This window comes from Halorussus ruber (assembly GCF_004765785.1).
Classification (GTDB): Archaea; Halobacteriota; Halobacteria; order Halobacteriales; family Haladaptataceae; genus Halorussus; species Halorussus ruber.
Genome location: NZ_SBIT01000016.1, coordinates 141,720 through 158,582, shown reverse-complemented (window position 1 = coordinate 158,582; position 16,863 = coordinate 141,720). Strand labels below are relative to the sequence as shown.

Sequence of the window (16,863 nt, the reverse complement as noted above, 5' to 3'; positions counted from 1 at the left end):
GGTATTTCCCGCCACTCTTGTTCATGGCGGTTTCCCCGCCGTCTACCGACGCCGGTATTTCCCGCCACTCTTGTTCATGGCGGTTTCCCCGCCGTCTACCGACGCCGGTATTTCCCGCCACTCTTGTCCCGCTGGAAGTCTCGCTGGCGAGCGCGCTGTTTGTCGAACCGCCGCTCGTACTCCCGGCGCTCGCGCTGGCGTTCGACCGACTGGTCGGACTGGCCGCGACGGCCTCGGGTCCGGTCGCGCGGCCCGCCGTACTTGGGCACGTCTGACTGGCTCTCTGCCTCGTCCTCGGGGAGTCGCTCCTCGCGCTCGGATTCCTCTCGACGCTCGGATTCCGCCCGGCGCTCGGCTCGGTGTTCGCCCTCTCGTCGCTCGCTCGATTTTCGTTCACTCGGCTCCGGTTCGCTCGGTTCCCGAAGCGGTTGCGTGCGCTTCGGTGGGGTCGGTTCGGTCCGGTTCGATGGTTCGGTCCGACCCTGCTCCTCGCCCCCGCGGGGAGCGTTGGCTCGCCCCCGCCCGCCGCCTGTACCGCCTTGAGGAGCCTGAGAACCGTACCGGCGAGACGGTTGGGACGGTTGATTCGTCCCGTAGCGCTGGTCCGATTGCTGTCGGTCTCGCGCCCGGAGGGCGTCTGGCTCTCCGGGCGCGTCGTTCCGGGCGTCCCACGCCTGCTGGCGGGTCCGGTCTCCCTCTTCGCGGCCCGCGTTGGCGTAGGTAGTCGGGGTCTCGTCGGGTCCGGCCTGTTCGTCGCTCTCGTCGGTGTCGCGGTCGTCGGTTGCCATGTCCGTTTCAGATTGTGCGATTCCGCGAATAAACCGGGCCGACCGTTCACATCGTTCGCACCGCTGGCGGGCGATTCAACGCGGCGTTACGGAGACGAGGAGGGTCGATCGAGTGGCTTCGTCCGTTTCTCACGCGGTGCCGACGGGCACATCGTGGTGTTCCGCGGCGAGGAACTCGACGCCGTACTCGTGCAACCACGTCAGGACCGTCCGGACCGACTCGGGGTCGGCGACCCGGTAGGGGGCCTTCGTGCCGGGGTCCTCGCCGACCTTGACGCCGAGTCCGCGGTCGTCAAGCACGCTGAAGGCGGCCTCGTCGGTGGTGTCGTCGCCGACGTAGACGGGAAGCCAGCGCTCGCCCTCGGGCACGAGTTGGTCGTAGAGTTCCCTGACGGCCTCGCCCTTGTCCCACTCGACGTCGGGGCGGAGTTCCAGCACGTCCTTGCCGGTGGTCAGGCGCACGTCGTCGCGGGTGGCGACCAAATTCTCGACCGCGCTCTCCACGACCGGGACCTCGTCGTCGGCCACGAGTCGGGTGTGGACCGTCGCGGTCACGCCCTTGTTCTCCACGATTGCGCCGTCGATTTCGGCGAGTTGCTCGGTGAGGAGGTCGCAGATGGCGGTCACGTCGCGCTCGGCGTCCTTCGCGTCGGGGTGGACCTCGTACTCGCCAGCGTGGATTTCGAGGCCGTGGTTGCCAGCGTAGGAGACGTGTTCGCCGTCGATTCCGACGCGCTCTCGCACGTCGGCCAGTTCGCGCCCGCTGACGATTGCGACCTCGACGTTCGGTTCGGCCGCGAGCGCCTCGATGGCCTCGCGGGTCGCGTCGGGAATCGTGGCCTGCTCGGGGCGGCGTTCGATGGCCGCGAGGGTGCCGTCGAAGTCGAGCGCGACCAGCAGGCCCTCGTGGTCCACCAACTCCTCGACCACGGCGTAGAGGTTGGTGCGGAGTCTGGCGGGCAGTTCGCGTTCGAGTCCGTCCTCGGTCGTCGCGTCGGGGGTCTGGGTGTCTGACATCGTGCGGGTCCGTCCTGGTCGAGAGTGAATCGTCGCGGTCAGTCGTCGTTCGGTTGCGGGCGGTTCTCGTTTGCTTGCGGGCGACTCTGGCGAATCGAGTCGCGGCCCCGCTCGATGGCGGCGGCGGTCTCGAAGGTCGATTCCAGCCACGCGAACACGTCGTCGGCGTGGACCTCGCGCTGGAGGTCGGCGATTCGCTTGCGGCGCTCGGCCCGCGAGAGCGACAGCGCCTCGCCGATGGCGTCGGCGAAGCCAGCGGTGTCGTGGGGGTGGACGACGACGGCCTCCTCGCCCAACTGCTCGGTCGCGCCCGCGAGTTCGCTCAGCACGAGGACGCCGGGGTCGCGGGTCTGGGCCGCGACGAACTCCTTGGCGACGAGGTTCATCCCGTCCCGAATCGGGGTCACGAGACCGAGGTCGGCCTCGCGGTAGAGCGCGGCCAGTCCCTCCTCGGGCACGTAGTCGGTGAGGTAGACGATGGGTTTCCAGTCGTCGGTACCGAATCGGTCGTTGATGCGCCCGATTTCGGCGGCCACGCGGGTCTGGAGGTCGTCGTACGCCTCGATGCCCGACCGGCTCTCGGTCCCCTTCTGGACGTAGGTGAGTCGGCCGCGCCACTCGGGGTTGTCGGCCCAGAAGCGTTCGAGGGCGGCGAGGCGGTGTTCGATGCCCTTGGTGTAGTCGAGGCGCTCGACGCCGACCGCGAGGGTGTCCGCGGGGCCGATGTCGTGGCTCTCGCGGAACTCGGCCCACCAGTCGTCGGCTGAGTTGCTCTCGGCGCTCGCCCTGCCGCCGCGCTCGGCGAGGTCGGCCTGCCGGGTGGCGTCGATACCCAGCGGGAACGACCGCACGAAGGTCCGATTGCCCCGGTAGGAGACGCTCCGACTGGAGCGGTCCACGCGGGCGTCGGTCGCGGCGTCCACGCAGTCGAGGAGGTTCCGGCAGTACTCGTCGGTGTGCAAGCCCACGAGGTCGTTGGCCAGCAGGCCGTCGAGCAGGGCCTCGTACTGCGGGCAGGCCCGGAACACGTCCCACGAGGGCCACGGGATGTGCCAGAAGTGGGTCAGGAAGGCCTCGGGGCGATTCCGGCGGACCTCCCGAGGTGCCAGCGCGAGGTGGTAGTCCTGAAACCAGACCACGGGATTGCGCTCCGCGGCGGTGCCCGCGCCGGAGCGGTCCGCGCTGGACTCGCCTCCGCCGTCGGTCGCGTCCAGAATCGCCTCGGCGAAGTCGTGGTTGGTCTCGCGGTAGGCCTGCCAGAACGACTCCTTCGGGCGCATCTTGGCGGTGTCGAGGTGACACAGCGGCCAGAGGACCTGATTGCTGTAGCCCCGGTAGTAGCCCTCGACCTGCTCGTCGGTCAACCAGACGCGCCGGAGGTCGTAGGCGGGATTTTCTGGCGGGACGGCCACGGTGTCGTCCGAATCGACGACTTCGCGGTCGGCCTCGCCGTCGCCCCACGCGACCCACGTCCCCTCGGCGGACTGCATCACGGGGTCGAGCGCGGCGGTGAGGCCGCCCGCTGGTCTGTCCACGCTGATTTCGCCCTCCGAGTCGGTCGCTCCCTCCTCGAAGGTGTGGCTGTACGGTTGGCGGTTCGACACCACGACGAGCTCGCGGTCGTCACAAAGGTCGGCGACCGTCTCTGCGGCCGATTTGGCTGTCGCCCCTGTCGCGTTCGTGTTCATTCTGAGCGTAACTCTCCCGCCTCGGCGGCCACTCCGCCGTCGGCGAATCTACTACCAGAGGTTAGCCGATAGGAGAGGATAATGTAGTCGTCCGTTCAGGTTAGTTTACGAATGAACTAACGGAGGAACGACAGCCTACTCTCGCGGCGGTTCGATTCAGGCCGCGTTTATCAGCGAGTAAGGCACGATTACTCGTGGTCCGAAGGTACGGACTCGCTCCTCTGAGACCACCATTCAGACGAGGAAAGAGGCTTACCATCGGTGAACGTGTAAACCATCGTTTGTAGGGATTACTAGATGTACCAAAACTTAAATACCGTAACGCCGTAGTATTCGAATACTAATGAGCGACTCCGAACGCGCCCGCAGTAACCAAGACCCTTCGGAGGAACTACCTCCGGAGGAGACCGAACTGTGGGAGGCAATTCAGGAATCGAAGGACGACGAATTCGTCCGCCCGGAGCAAGAGTTCGAGTTCTAACGCGACCTTTTTATCTGGCAGTTTAGAAATATTTCTTAGGTGGTAGTATCACGCGACGCCATTCGCTCTCTAACCGAGACCCATCAGTCGTTATTCTCACCGAGAAAGCGGAAACGAATCTCCTCAAGGATTTCCGGAAACACCACACGTGGCGGGAGAACTTCTGTGCCCTCGTTTATAGAGCGCTAACGGAATCACCTGCGGACAAGTACATCGAAAAACAGTACTCGGACACGCGTCCGATGTTGAAACAGTTACGGCAGGGCGGTAAGTTGCGGGGATACTGCTTTTTCGAACACGTTCCCGGCTTCTACGTGTGGGGTGCTGGTCCTAGTGACAGACCACGACTACAGCTCGTACCCACCGGAGGCTTTCAGCGACCATGCGAGGGGGTTCGTTGCTACTCTCCGGAACTTCGAGACCGAAACGGAAGCGGAGAACTACGTCCGAAAGCGAGCGTTCACACCTAAAATGTGGGGCAACTGGATGGAATCGAACGGAATGGGTAATCCCCACGAAGATTGAGACGAGATAGTCGCGTTTTAGGTCGGGACTTCCCGACCGGAAACAGAACCCCCTCAGAACGAGACGTCGTTCGGCGCCGAGGAGAACGCGCCGCGGTCGGTGTACCCCTTCCGGCCGACTGCCGACCCGCTGACCGAGTTGAACACCGCTTGCCGAACCTCCTCGGCCGACTCGCAGGTGTCGGTCATCGGCGCGAGGACCGCCGCCAGCGTCTCCGACCCGTCGGCGAATCCGATTTCGTACTCGCCGTACTCCTCGGTAAGCTCCTCGATGGTCGCGGGGTACTCGTGGCCGTCCAAGCGCGCGGCCAGTTCGCCGAACTCGACTCCCTGTTCGCGGTGCGTATCTGTCACGGTCGTTGGTTCGGGATTCGCGCGGATAACCTCGGTGGCCGCTTTCGGACATGTTCCCGTTTCTTTAGTATTGTTTTGTGTTTGTTTGAGTTAGGTAGAGTTAGTTTTTGCCCCGAGTTTGCTGGATAGCGGTTCGGACTGGTTACAGGGAAGTCGCACTATGACTGTCCTAGAAACGCACTGCAACCGAGGACGGGACTGACTCGATGGAGCTAGCTTCAGGCTTGAACACAGGAGTCACCGCCACCGCACCGCGACCGCGGGCCTCACACCTCCCCAACCTCGGCGGCCGCGATGCGGCCGCCGTCCCTCGCACGGACGTCTGCGCTGAAGCGCAGACGCCAGCGCGCGCCGAGCGAATAATCCGTCACAAAACCCCGGTCACTCACAGGACAACGATTAACCCCCGTCCCGCCCACTCGGTAGGTATGAACGTCGCTATCGTGGGCGGTGGTATCGTGGGCCTCGCCAGCGCGTACTACCTCGCCGAGCGAGGAGCCACCGTCACCGTCTACGAGAAGGGGTCTATCGGGAGCGGAAGCACCGAGCGGTCGGTCGGGGGCATCCGCGCCCAGTTCTCCACGCCCGTCAACGTCGAGCTGTCGCTTGCGAGCATGGAGATTTGGGAGACCTTCGAGGAGAACTTCGGCGTGGACATCGCCTACCGGCGACCGGGCTACCTCTTCGCGGCGCGCGAGGCGGCCACCGCCGAGGCGTTCGAAGAGCAGGTGGCGATGCAGAACGAGTTGGGCGTTCCGAGCGAACTCCTTGACCCCGAGGAGGCCACCGAGTACTGCCCCGGACTCCGCGCCGACGAGTTCGTCGGCGCGACGTACTCGCCGACCGACGGGTTCGCGGACCCCCACCTCGCCCTACAGGGGTTCGCCGAGGCCGCCCGCGAAGCGGGAGCCGAGATTCACACGAAGACCGGCGTGACCGAAATCCACCGCGAGGGCGGCGAAGTGACAGGCATTACCGCCGAGGGCGAGCGAGAAGACGCCGATTTCGTGGTGAATGCGGCGGGACCGTGGGCGCGGCGGGTCGCCGAGATGGCCGACGTGGACCTCCCGGTCGCGCCCAAGCGCCGCCAGATGATAGTCGTGGACCCCGAGACGCCGGTTCCCGAGGACGTGCCGCTCACCATCGACCTCGACACCGGGTCGCACTTCCGGCCCGAGCGCGAGGGGAAGGCGCTCGTCGGCGGGCACTTCGCGGGCGAGACCGAGGGAGACGCGGACCCCGACCAGAACCCGGACGGCTTCGACCGGAACATCGACCTCGACTGGGCCGCCGAGGCCATCGAGCGCGCCGGGGACTGCGCGGCCTACTTCGGCCAGGAGTCGGAGATTCGCCGGGGCTGGGCCGGTCTCTACGCCGTCACGCCCGACCACCACCCCATCGTGGGCGAGACCGTGCCGGGATTTATCAACGCGGTCGGGTTCTCGGGCCACGGCTTCCAGCACGCGCCCGCCACGGGCCAAATCGTCGCCGAGTTGGTGCTGGACGGCGAGGCGTCGCTGGTGGACATCTCGGCGCTCGGGAGCGACCGATTCGAGACGGGCGAACTGGTCGAGGAGCGAAACGTAGCGTGAGCGCGGTCTGCCCGAAATCCGGGTCCATTTTGGCCCTCCCTCGATAGTATTTATTGTATTCCTTTGACTATTATGCTGGGTAATGGCCGGACTCGTACATTTATGTGCGAGAAGTTCCCACTCACGCCTATGGTAGACAACGCCGATTTCGGCGACTTCGGTGGTCGCCACGTGCCCGAACCGCTGGAAGAACCGCTCGACCGACTCGCGGCGGCCTTCGACGAGATTCACGACACCGACCGGTTCCAGAATCGGTTCCGCAACTACCTCGAGGACTTCGCGGGCCGACCGACGCCGGTCTTCCACGCCGAGCGCCTCTCCGAGGAGTTCGGTGCCCAGATTTACCTCAAGCGCGAGGACCTCCTCCACGGCGGCGCGCACAAGATTAACAACTGCCTCGGGCAGGCCCTCCTCGCAGAGGAGGCCGGGAAGACCCGCCTCATCGCCGAGACCGGCGCGGGCCAGCACGGGGTCGCCACCGCGATGGTCGGCGCGCTGCTGGGCATCGACACCGAGATTTACATGGGCAAGAAGGACGCCGACCGCCAGACGATGAACGTCTTCCGGATGCGCCTGATGGGCGCGGAGGTCAACGAGGTCACCCGCGGCGGGTCGGGCCTCGCCGACGCGGTGGACGCCGCGCTCGAAGACTTCGCCGAGAACGTGGACGACACCCACTATCTGGTCGGGTCCGTGGTCGGTCCCGACCCCTTCCCGCGGATGGTCCGGGAGTTCCAGTCGGTCATCGGCCGCGAGGCCCGCGACCAGATTCAGGAGAAAGCGGGCCAACTCCCCGACGCCGCAGTCGCCTGCGTCGGCGGCGGGTCCAACGCCATCGGCCTGTTCCACGCCTTCCGCGACGACGACGTGGACTTCTACGGCGCGGAGGGCGGCGGCGAGGGTGAAGGCTCGGGCAAGCACGCCGCCCCGCTCGCGGAGGGCGAGGAGGGCGTGATGCACGGCATGAAGACCCGGACGCTGGACGAGGACACCGAGGTCCACTCGGTGTCGGCCGGTCTCGACTACCCGGCGGTCGGCCCGGAACACGCCATGTACCGCGCAATCGGCCGGTGTGACTACCGCGCCGTCGAGGACGACGACGCCTTGGAGGCCTTCCGGATGCTCTCGGAGAAAGAGGGTATCATCCCCGCGCTGGAGTCGAGTCACGCCGTCGCGCTGGCCCGAGAGATTGCACAGGACATGGACGAGGACGACGTGATTCTGGTGAATCTGAGCGGCCGGGGCGACAAGGACATGGAGCAGGCCGCCGAAATGTTCGACCTCGCTTAAATAGCCATCTTAACCTCTATTTCAAAATACTGGCGGGTGGTCCCTCAGGAGATAGTAACAAATAAATCACTGTCGAGGATTGCCTCTTCAATCTCCTCTTGTCCTACAACACCACTCTGTGACTTGCTAATCAGCGAAAATAGCTCCGGTGTCTCAATCACCTTGTAGCCTCGTTTTTCAAGGAACTCTTGAGAATTCCCCGCTATACAAGATTCTCTTTCTGCTGGTTGCAAAGTCCTGTTGGCATTAGCGACTAAAAGACCGTCTACTCCCGTATTTTTAAATTCTTCTTGTGCATTCTCGACCCAGTCATCAAGTTGACGACATTTTTTAATGCCAATATCATTTGTGGTCCCTTCGATTTCCAGTACAAATGCCTTACTGGAAAGGTGGACAAGGCCATCCCGTTTACCAGAAATTTCATCCTCAGTTTCAAATCCAAGATATTCAAACGCTTGAATGACTGTTTCTTCTAGTTCCTCTCCGTCCATGTAGAGAAGTTTCCGGAACTTGTCTAATTCTGCATACTCTTGTCTGAGTTCTTTTATTTTATTACCTATTGATTTTTGTCTTGGTAAGTAGTGTTGGTCTAGCCAGTTAGGTTGAGCTGTTTCTTCTAAATCTATAGACCAACCGTAGAGATTCGACAGAACGCCTCGAACTACGTTTTTGAATCTCCAATTTGGTCTAATTGGTAGGAGGAAGAGAGAGCCAGAATACTTCCGGTCGTTAATTTCACCGTTTTCTGCAAGAGCAGTTGCTATATCTGTCCCTGCCGTGATTCCAATTCTGCAAGCGATATCCTCGCCAAAAGCAGTAGATGCAATAGTATGTTGGTGAACGGTATCAAACAGGTGCTTTGCGTCGTCACTGGTTAAGTTAATCTTTTCAATGAACAATGGCCAGTCGAAGTCACTATCAAAGTACCATTCCCAATTTTCAGAAACGGAACTTCGATTAACCGAAGTACCGGTTTCTTCAGTTGAGCGGACTTTAAAAGGGAGCCACGAAAGCAGATCTTGTTCCACTTTTTTAGTGTCTTCTTCAGTTACATGGAGCAAATTCGGATACCGAGTACGAGGCAAGAAGACGAATATATTATGACCTGCTTTTAGAGACTTCTTAATGTCTTCTTGAGGGGGAAATTTAATCTTATGTGGTATCTCACTTGTTGGGCCTGGTACCTCATCTGAACGTTCAACGATCTTATCCAAATTGAGGAATACAGTGTTGTAGTCTTTGATATTTACTTTAGTATCCCAAGCTTCACTATCATGCTCTATACCGGGAACCGAACCACCGATAGTAAGAATTCTCATAATCGTTCCTATAACCGACGACTCATTCCAAGTATTTTAGAGTACTGAACAGGTCGTCCTCGTCCGGGCTGAGACGGTCGAACTCGAACGAGCTTTCGAGTTCGATTTCGACGTACTCCCGAACCGCGTCACTATAGTCCGACGAATCTGTCGTCATACCTGAATCCTCCTGACGTGAAAGACTCAGCCCCGTTGATATAAAAACTTCAGGTCGCCACGGAGTGTTCACTCCGTCTTCGTCGTCCCTCCCTCGCTCGTCGTCGTTTCACCAGTACCACCGTCGCCACCACGGACGACCACCTCCTCGATGACGTCCTCGTCCCACATGAAGTGGACGAAGGGCTGTGTCTCGCCGTTCGGCAACTCGAAGGCGGTCGGGACCGGACTCGGCTGTGGCCCCTCCGGTGTCGCCTTGATTGGCGGCAGAAACAGGTGCGTGTGGTGCGGGTGGCCGAGGAATCGCTCGTCTTCCGAGAGGGGGACCTCCTCGTCCAGCGCCAAGGCGTAGCTGTCGGCCTTCCGGACGTTCTCGGAGGTCATGAAGTGGATGACCCGGCCTTTCTCTACCACCTCGCCGTTGACTCGGAGCGCGCCGACGCCCCAGAGCGCGGCGTAGTTGAACAGTCGCGGCATCAGGGGCGTGCCGGTGCCCGTGACGCCGTGGAGCCACGTCCCGGTCACGACCCCGCCGCCGGTCTCCCACGGCGGGAAGGGCGGCTTGACGATGTGGTCGAGGAGGACCTCGTAGCGATTGCCCGCGGGGTCGTGGAACTGGGCCTCGACTTCCGCGGTGTCGAGCGTGTCACCCGGTTCGCCGGGCGTGTCGTACGGCTGGCGGTCGATGTATCGCACGTCGAGACGACCCTCGGCCTCGCGGGCCGAGTCGCTGTACCCCGTGAGGATGTCGGTGATGGTGTACGCCGACCCGTCGGAATCTGTCCGGCGCTGTTCGACCGGCAGGCCGACTTGAAAGGTCTGTTCTTGCAGGAGCCTCTTCACCGGGCCTTCGGCCACGTTCACCCAGTGCTGGCCCGTCGTTCGCGGGTTCTCGGGCGTGCCGAAGACGTACTCGCTGATCTGTCGTCTGCCGGGAAGCACCCAGTGGGCGGTCTTGTCGAGTTCCTGCGTCACGTGGACCTCGATGCCCGGCCAGTCGTCCGCGGTGCTTTGTGAATTATCCTGTTCGATTCGAATCGGTACGCCCGCGAGGCGGTCGCCGCCGAGCGCGCCGACCCCCGCGAGTGCGCCGAGTTGCAGAAACTCTCGTCTGTCGTGTGTCAATCTGTCCCACCCGGGGAAATCGACTACTGGTAGAGAAGTAAACGCGCCGCGGTCGTGCAGTCGAAACGAAAAAGCGAAGTCTCGGGGTCAGAACTCGTCCAAGCCGACGTTCTCGCCCTGATAACTTCCGGCGTAGGTGCCGTCGTGGTCGGCCTCCGCGAGGACGAGTTGGGCGATGCGGGCACCCCTCTCGATTTCGATGTCGTGGTGGACCTCCAGCAGGCCCTCGCCTTTGCCCTCGTAGCCAGCGTCCCAGACCGCGGTGTTGAGCATGCAGGAGTTCCGCAGGAGCGACGACCGGGGGTAGATGTAGCCGACGTGGTTCTCGGGAATCTCGACGGTCTCGGCGTACTGGACGACGTAGCCGCCCGGCGTCAGGTAGTAGGTCTCGGGGGCGTTGTCGGCGACCTGCTCGGTTTCGAGCTGTCGGCGGTCGCCGACCTCCTTGCCGTCGCGCCCGATTCGGCCGGGTTCGCGCTGTTCGTAGACTGCTTCCAAGGTGAGGTCCACGCCGTTGGGCTGAACCTGCTCGTCGTCGGTCTCTGACACGTACTCGGCGACGAAGGGGCCGCTTTCGAACATGTGCGTTCAGTCCGACCGGAACGATTTAGCGTTGGCGGAGTCGCCTCGTACGTGAGACGATGGCCCGCTTCACACAATTTTTGCCACACGGCGGCGGGGTTTACTACAGGGGGAATGAATAGAAACACGCGGGATTTATACCCTTGGAGGGTCGATATTCGTTCGATATGGGACAGACGCTAACGGAGAAAATCCTCGAGGACCACCTCGTCGAGGGCGAACTCGAAACCGGCGAGGAGATCGGAATCGAGATCGACCAGGTCCTCACTCAGGACACGACAGGGACGCTCGTGTGGCTTCAGTTCGAGGCGCTGGGACTGGACGAAGTACAGACGGAGCTGGCGGCGCAGTACTGTGACCACCAGACCTACCAGTTCGACTTCAAGAACACGGACGACCACCGCTTCCTTCGGTCGGCCGCAGGCACCTACGGTGCGCACTTCTCCCGACCCGGAAACGGTATCTGTCACAACGTCCACAAGGAGAACTTCGCCGCACCCGGCAAGACGATGCTCGGGTCCGACTCCCACACGCCGACCCCCGGCGGACTGGGCGAACTCGCCATCGGTTCCGGCGGTCTCGACGTGACGGTCGCCATGGGCGGCGGCGCGTACTACATCGAGATGCCGGAAGTCGTCGAGGTCCGACTCGAGGGCGAACTCCCCGAGTGGGCCACCGCGAAGGACGTCATCCTCGAGATGCTGCGGCGCCTCAGCGTGAAGGGCGGCGTCGGCAAGATCTTCGAGTACACCGGTCCGGGCGTCGAGACGCTCTCGGTCCCCGAGCGGACGACCATCACCAACATGGGTACCGAACTCGGTGCCACCTCCTCGATCTTCCCGACCGACGAGAACACGAAGGACTACCTCGAGCGCCTCGGCCGCCCCGAGGACTACGAGGAGGTCACGCCCGACGAGGACGCCGACTACGACGACCAGATCACCATCGACCTCTCGGAGATCGAGCCGCTCATCGCCAAGCCCTCGATGCCCGACAACGTCGTGCCCGTCAGCGAAGTCGAGGGCACGGAAGTCGACCAGGTCATGATCGGCTCCTGTACGAACGGTGCCTACGAGGACATCCTCCCGGCCGCCAAGATGCTGGAGGGCCGTTCGACGAACCAGACGACCGAGATGATCGTCGCGCCCGGTTCCAAGCAGGCCTCCGAGATGCTCGCCCGGAACGGCCACGTCGCCGAGATGATGGCCGCTGGCGTCAACTTCTCCGAGGCGACGTGTGGTGCCTGTATCGGCATCGGTCACGTCCCGGCCAGCGATTCGGTCTCGCTGCGTACCTTCAACCGCAACTTCGAGGGTCGGTCCGGCATCGAGGACGACAACGTCTACCTCTGCTCGCCGGAAGTCGCCACCGCGGCGGCAATCAAGGGCGAAATCGTGGACCCGCGCAACCTCGCCGACGAACTCGGCGACCTCGAGGACCCCGGATTCGAGATGCCCGAGGAGTACCTCGGTAGCAACGTGGACCTCATCGCGCCCGACGAGGCTCCCGACGACGAACTCATCAAGGGTCCGAACATCGGCGACGTGCCGCTGAAGGACGAGATGGGCTCGGACCTCGAAGGACCGAACCTCCTCAAGATGGAGGACAACATCACGACCGACCACATCATCCCGGCGACTTCGGACATCCTGAAGTTCCGGTCGAACATCCCGAAGCTCTCGGAGTTCACCCTCTCGCGCGTCGACGAGGACTTCGCCGAGCGCGCCCAGCAGTCCGACGGCGGGTTCCTCGTGGCTGGCGAGAACTACGGTCAGGGTAGCTCCCGCGAACACGCGGCGCTGTGCCCGATGTACCTCGGTGTCGAGGGCGTCCTCGCCCAGAGCTTCGCCCGCATCCACAAGGCGAACCTCTTCAACTTCGGTCTCATCCCGCTGACCATCGACGAGGAGACCTACGAGAAGATCGACCAGGGCGACAACATCGAAATCGTGGACGACGTGGCCGAGGCGGTCCGCTCCGGTAAGGAAGAGTTCACGGTTCGCGTCAACGACGAGTGGGAAGCGACGGCCCACCTCGACGCCTCCGAGCGCGAGCGCCAGATTCTCGCCGACGGTGGCAAGCTCTCGCACACGAAGAAGCAGGCCGAGTCCGGCGGCGACTCGCCCGCGCCCGCGGACGACTAACTCGCACACCCAATTTTCCGTTTTTTCGCGTCCCCGCCAGCGATGGCCGGGCGGTGACTGGTCGCGCTACCGGAGTCGAGAACGGACAGAGCGATGACGGTCGAGTGCTACGACGAGCGAGAAGTCTGAAAAGGTGGTCGTCGGCCGATTCGACTGGGCGCGTCCGTCAGTACTGACAGGCTGGTTCGTCGTGGGTCGGGTAGCCGCATGACTCCATGATAAATCCGAACATACTCTTTCACCTCCACAGGTATGATACCGTTGCACATACTTTAAATTAACTACTGCGATTACGTACTTTATATGGGAACGGGAGTAACCACGTCGGTAGTCTCACGACTATGGAACGGTTAACTCGCCGACGCGGCGCAAAAGGTGGGGGTGGGTGGGGGAGATTTCGGGAGCTTGCACCTCCGGCCGGAGAGTGCATTTCGTTCTTATGATTAATAGTACTAAAGAATTACGGGGTCGCCGTCGGGCATGACACTCTTAAGGGTCGGGCGAGAAGCCGCGGTTAGTGACAACGACTCCCGTGGGTGACGAGGGCGACGTGGAGATTCGCCAGGCCGCGCAGGCCGACCTGCTCGCCGTGCTTCGCATCGAACGGGCTTCGTTCGACCAGCCGTGGCCGTTCTCGGCGTTCGACCGCTACGTCGAGGAGTCCGGCTTTCTGGTGGCGACCAAAGACGACCAGACCGCGGGATACGGCTCCGACGACGCCGAGAGCGTCGTGGGCTACGTCGTCGCCAACCTCGTGCCGAACCACGGGCGGTCGTTCGGCCACATCAAGGACATCGCGGTCCATCCCGACCACCGCGGCGAGGGCATCGGCGCGGGCCTGCTGGAGCGGGCGCTCCACGTGCTGGAGGTCGACGGTGCCCGGAGCGTGAAACTGGAGGTCCGGGCGAGCAACGAGCGCGCGAGAGCGCTCTACCGGGACTTCGGCTTCGAGTACCTCCGGACGATTCCCCGGTACTACGACGACGGCGAGGACGCGCTTATCATGGTCGTGGATTTGGACGAGTAGCGTGGCGCTTTTCGGTGCCGGAGACCAACGCTCGGGCATGGGATACGCCTGTCCGGTCTGCGAGACGCCCCAGTCCGACGCCGAACACCTCGCCAACCACCTCGCGTTCACGGCGATGCTCGGCGACGAGGGCCACGAGGCGTGGCTGGACGACCACGCGCCGGAGTGGCAACAGCAGGGCGAGGAGGAACTCGCCGAGCGCGTCGAGGAGTACGCCAAGGAGGTCGGCTTCCCGCAGGTGTTCGAAGATACGACCGGCCACGACCACAGCCACGGCGACGAACCGCGGGGCGGGGACCTCTTCGAGGACGAGTTAGAGCGCGCGAACTCGCAGGGCCGCGGGTCGATGACCGGCGGCGCTGGCGGGCAGGGCGGTGCCGGTGCGGGCGCACTCGACGCCGAGGCGCAAGGCATTCTCCAAGAGGCCCGCGAGATGACCGAGGAGATGCTGGACGACGAGGAAGTCGAGGGCGACGAAGCGACCGACGAGAGCGACGAGGAGTAGCCGACCATCTGCCAGCGGGTGCTCGGTGCGACAGACCACCGGCAGACGCCCGACTGATTTTCCGCCGGTCGGGATGAAGGGGCCGCGCGCTCGCGGTCGTCCGGACCGCGAGCGGGCGGGGGCTTCAAGAGAACAACACACCGATAGAATCGTCCGTAGTTCTGGTCACATCTCCTTGGGCTCTAGCGCCTAGACGAAAACCAGTAGTCCCCGGCCTGTCAAACTCCACGCATGGAGACACACGGCTTTCTCGCGCCCGAATCCGAAGCCGACGCCCGACAGCGGTACGACGCGGTCGGTCCCGCGGCCCAGACCGTCGTCAAGGAGACGGCGAAGGCGATGGCCTTCGACGCCGAGGAGTACGACCAGCGCGTGACCGGCGACGTGGTCGAGACCGCCCGCGACGCGCTGTTCGCGTCGCTGCTGGCGGTCCGGACCGGCACGCGCGAGGAGTACGACGAGTGGCTGGCCGACCGCGACCGAGAGGTCATCGAAGAGGGGTCGGAGAACGTCGAGCACGTCGCGTGGCACGACGCCCTCGGCGAGACCGTCGTGGCCGCGACGTATCAGAGCGAACAGCGCGCCGCGGTGGCGACACTCCGGCGGCAGGCGTTCGGCCGCGTTTACCGGGAGCTACTGTAAGAGTTGACTACTGTAGGGGTTGACTACTGTAGCGGTTGGGTAGAGAATTGAGAACATCAGGGAAGGAAACAATTACAATCCCTTAGCAAACAATTTTGTTTCTTTCCTCGATAGGCTCCTCTCCGAGGAGCGCCTCGGCTACGACTCCGCGTCCGCACTCTCGGCGGTCTCGCGCACGTCGTCGCTACACGCTCGGTACTCGTCGTTGGGCGCGTTGCACTCGCCGTCGCAGGGGTGGTTCACGAGGTCCTTCAGGCGGTGGACCGCCTCGTCGGACAGCACCTGCCCGATGGCTCGGGGGTCCTCGGGTTCGCCGTCCCGTTCGCTCGCCTCGCCGTCGGCGAGCGCCGACAGGTCCAGTTCGAGGTCGTCTTCGAGGAAGTTCTCGGCCACGCACCGCCGCCACGCGAACTCGCGGGCGGCCGCCTCGCCCTCCTCGGTGAGCGTGACGCCCTCGTACTTCTCGTAGACCGCGAGGCCGCGGTCGTCGAGCGTGGCGAGCATCCCGGTGACGCTCGGGGCGCTCACGTCGAGGAGGTCGGCGAGTTCGCCGGGTCGCGCCCGCCGGTCGGCCTCGGCGGTCAGCACGTGGATGGTGCTGAGGTACCGACCGACGCTCTCGGAGACATCGGTCATCGTCGTGGATTGACGGGGCGGGCGAGTATAAACGTGTTCCAAGCGGGCTTCGGGTTGGTTGTGCGGGTAAGTTCCGTGGGAAGGCAGGTCAGCACGAGACAGTACGGGACGAGACGGAGAGCTAGCTACTCCCGAAGCCTCGGAGTCACCGCACAGCACCGCAACCGCGCCGCGACAGCCTCACGCCTCCCCAACCGCCTGCGGTCTCTGCGAACGACGTTCGCAGATCAGCGAGACGCGCGGCGTCTCGCAAGCCTCGGGGTTCGCGTTCGCTCACACCCTGCGGTCCTCAGCCCTCGCGCGGTTCGGCGGGGCGCACGAGAGCGCCCCGCCAGCGCGCGCCGGGTAGAGTGCCGAGATAGCTTCTGACCCGAGTTTTATCTCCGAGGGACTCCCACTCCGAGGAGCCACACTTTACCCACCCGCCCTCGATTTTCCACCCATGAGCGACGATTGGCGCGTCATCGAGTCGGTCGCCGAGTACGAAACCGGGTGGTACACCGGGGGCTACGACCTCGTGGAACAGCCCGACGGCTCGAGAAAGAAGTACTACTGGGCCGAACTCCCGCCCGCGGTCGTGATTCTGGCGGTCACCGACGGGCAGGTCGTCTTCGTCGAGCAGTACCGGCCAGCCATCCGCGAGACCTGTCTCGAATGCCCGGCCGGAATCGTCGAAGATGGCGAGTCCTATACCCAAGCCGGAGCGCGCGAACTCCGCGAGGAGACCGGCTTCGAGCCAGCGGGCGTCAGCCTGCTGGAGGACTTCTACTGCTCGACCGGCGTCCTGCGCCACGAGCGCGGCATCGTCTTCGCCGAGGGCCTGACCCCCGTCGAGCGCAATCTCGACAGCAACGAGTTCCTCTCGGTCCGGACCATGCCGGTCGAGGACGCCTTAGACGCCGCCCGCGAAAACCCCGCCAACGACGCCACCATCGAGGCGCTCCTGCTCGCCGAGGAAGAAGGCCTGCTCTGAAGGGAGCGTCGGCGCGGGCG

Annotated in this window: 18 protein-coding genes; 9 read left to right on the top strand and 9 right to left on the bottom strand. The window is 63.5% G+C overall.

Annotation, left to right across the window (positions count from 1 at the left end; all coding sequences use genetic code 11):
- Positions 1 to 95: 95 nt before the first annotated feature.
- The 3 genes from EPL01_RS19305 to EPL01_RS19295 all read right to left on the bottom strand — a co-directional run bounded on the left by EPL01_RS19305 (position 96) and on the right by EPL01_RS19295 (position 3,493).
- Positions 96 to 788 (bottom strand): hypothetical protein, encoded by a 693-nt coding sequence (locus tag EPL01_RS19305; protein ID WP_135826917.1) that lies wholly within the window; start codon positions 786 to 788, stop codon positions 96 to 98.
- Between the two features lie 129 nt (positions 789 to 917).
- Entirely contained in the window at positions 918 to 1,805 is an 888-nt protein-coding gene (gene otsB, locus EPL01_RS19300; RefSeq protein ID WP_135826916.1) for a trehalose-phosphatase, read from the bottom strand.
- Positions 1,806 to 1,843: 38 nt separating this feature from the next.
- Complete coding sequence (locus EPL01_RS19295; protein ID WP_135826915.1) at positions 1,844 to 3,493, bottom strand: alpha,alpha-trehalose-phosphate synthase (UDP-forming); 1,650 nt, start codon at positions 3,491 to 3,493, stop codon at positions 1,844 to 1,846.
- A gap of 343 nt (positions 3,494 to 3,836) precedes the next feature.
- Here EPL01_RS19295 and EPL01_RS21870 point away from each other — a divergent pair, with 343 nt between their 5' ends.
- Positions 3,837 to 3,974 (top strand): hypothetical protein, encoded by a 138-nt coding sequence (locus EPL01_RS21870; protein ID WP_168215958.1) that lies wholly within the window; start codon positions 3,837 to 3,839, stop codon positions 3,972 to 3,974.
- Between the two features lie 333 nt (positions 3,975 to 4,307).
- Complete coding sequence (locus tag EPL01_RS19290; protein WP_135826914.1) at positions 4,308 to 4,499, top strand: hypothetical protein; 192 nt, start codon at positions 4,308 to 4,310, stop codon at positions 4,497 to 4,499.
- 53 nt (positions 4,500 to 4,552) lie between these two features.
- On the opposite strand, the gene EPL01_RS19285 is transcribed toward EPL01_RS19290, so the two are convergent.
- The gene (locus EPL01_RS19285; protein WP_135826913.1) at positions 4,553 to 4,852 is read right to left on the bottom strand and encodes a DUF5789 family protein; all 300 of its coding nucleotides are present in this window, start codon (positions 4,850 to 4,852) and stop codon (positions 4,553 to 4,555) included.
- 428 nt (positions 4,853 to 5,280) lie between these two features.
- Between EPL01_RS19285 and EPL01_RS19280 the strand changes: the two genes are divergently transcribed.
- Together EPL01_RS19280 and trpB are read left to right on the top strand one after the other, a co-directional pair.
- Positions 5,281 to 6,444: an NAD(P)/FAD-dependent oxidoreductase gene (locus EPL01_RS19280; RefSeq protein ID WP_135826912.1), complete on the top strand. Its 1,164-nt coding sequence runs from the start codon at positions 5,281 to 5,283 to the stop codon at positions 6,442 to 6,444.
- A 129-nt stretch (positions 6,445 to 6,573) separates the two neighbouring features.
- Positions 6,574 to 7,734, top strand: a complete 1,161-nt coding sequence (gene trpB / locus EPL01_RS19275) for a tryptophan synthase subunit beta (protein ID WP_135826911.1) — start codon at positions 6,574 to 6,576, stop codon at positions 7,732 to 7,734.
- Positions 7,735 to 7,778: 44 nt separating this feature from the next.
- Here the strand turns inward: trpB and EPL01_RS19270 are convergent, their stop codons facing one another.
- From EPL01_RS19270 to EPL01_RS19260, 4 genes are all read right to left on the bottom strand, one after another.
- Positions 7,779 to 9,053, bottom strand: coding sequence for a hypothetical protein (locus EPL01_RS19270; RefSeq protein WP_135826910.1), 1,275 nt, complete (start codon positions 9,051 to 9,053; stop codon positions 7,779 to 7,781).
- 22 nt (positions 9,054 to 9,075) lie between these two features.
- Positions 9,076 to 9,210, bottom strand: a complete 135-nt coding sequence (locus EPL01_RS22530; RefSeq protein WP_281275391.1) for a hypothetical protein — start codon at positions 9,208 to 9,210, stop codon at positions 9,076 to 9,078.
- Positions 9,211 to 9,278: 68 nt separating this feature from the next.
- Positions 9,279 to 10,334: a hypothetical protein gene (locus tag EPL01_RS19265; protein ID WP_135826909.1), complete on the bottom strand. Its 1,056-nt coding sequence runs from the start codon at positions 10,332 to 10,334 to the stop codon at positions 9,279 to 9,281.
- Positions 10,335 to 10,421: 87 nt separating this feature from the next.
- Positions 10,422 to 10,916, bottom strand: a complete 495-nt coding sequence (locus EPL01_RS19260) for a deoxyuridine 5'-triphosphate nucleotidohydrolase (RefSeq protein WP_135826908.1) — start codon at positions 10,914 to 10,916, stop codon at positions 10,422 to 10,424.
- 167 nt (positions 10,917 to 11,083) lie between these two features.
- On the opposite strand from EPL01_RS19260, the gene EPL01_RS19255 reads away from it, so the two are divergent.
- From EPL01_RS19255 to EPL01_RS19240, 4 genes are all read left to right on the top strand, one after another.
- A complete protein-coding gene (locus EPL01_RS19255; protein ID WP_135826907.1) occupies positions 11,084 to 13,060 on the top strand; it encodes an aconitate hydratase in 1,977 nt (658 codons plus the stop codon).
- 517 nt (positions 13,061 to 13,577) lie between these two features.
- Positions 13,578 to 14,087 (top strand): ribosomal protein S18-alanine N-acetyltransferase, encoded by a 510-nt coding sequence (gene rimI / locus EPL01_RS19250; protein WP_135826906.1) that lies wholly within the window; start codon positions 13,578 to 13,580, stop codon positions 14,085 to 14,087.
- Between the two features lie 37 nt (positions 14,088 to 14,124).
- Complete coding sequence (locus EPL01_RS19245) at positions 14,125 to 14,592, top strand: DUF5810 domain-containing protein (protein ID WP_135826923.1); 468 nt, start codon at positions 14,125 to 14,127, stop codon at positions 14,590 to 14,592.
- A 231-nt stretch (positions 14,593 to 14,823) separates the two neighbouring features.
- Complete coding sequence (locus tag EPL01_RS19240; RefSeq protein ID WP_135826905.1) at positions 14,824 to 15,234, top strand: DUF5809 family protein; 411 nt, start codon at positions 14,824 to 14,826, stop codon at positions 15,232 to 15,234.
- A 138-nt stretch (positions 15,235 to 15,372) separates the two neighbouring features.
- Here EPL01_RS19240 and EPL01_RS19235 read toward each other — a convergent pair whose 3' ends face one another.
- Positions 15,373 to 15,870, bottom strand: coding sequence for a metal-dependent transcriptional regulator (locus tag EPL01_RS19235; protein WP_135826904.1), 498 nt, complete (start codon positions 15,868 to 15,870; stop codon positions 15,373 to 15,375).
- A 442-nt stretch (positions 15,871 to 16,312) separates the two neighbouring features.
- On the opposite strand from EPL01_RS19235, the gene EPL01_RS19230 reads away from it, so the two are divergent.
- Positions 16,313 to 16,843 (top strand): NUDIX hydrolase, encoded by a 531-nt coding sequence (locus EPL01_RS19230; RefSeq protein WP_135826903.1) that lies wholly within the window; start codon positions 16,313 to 16,315, stop codon positions 16,841 to 16,843.
- Positions 16,844 to 16,863 lie beyond the last annotated feature (20 nt).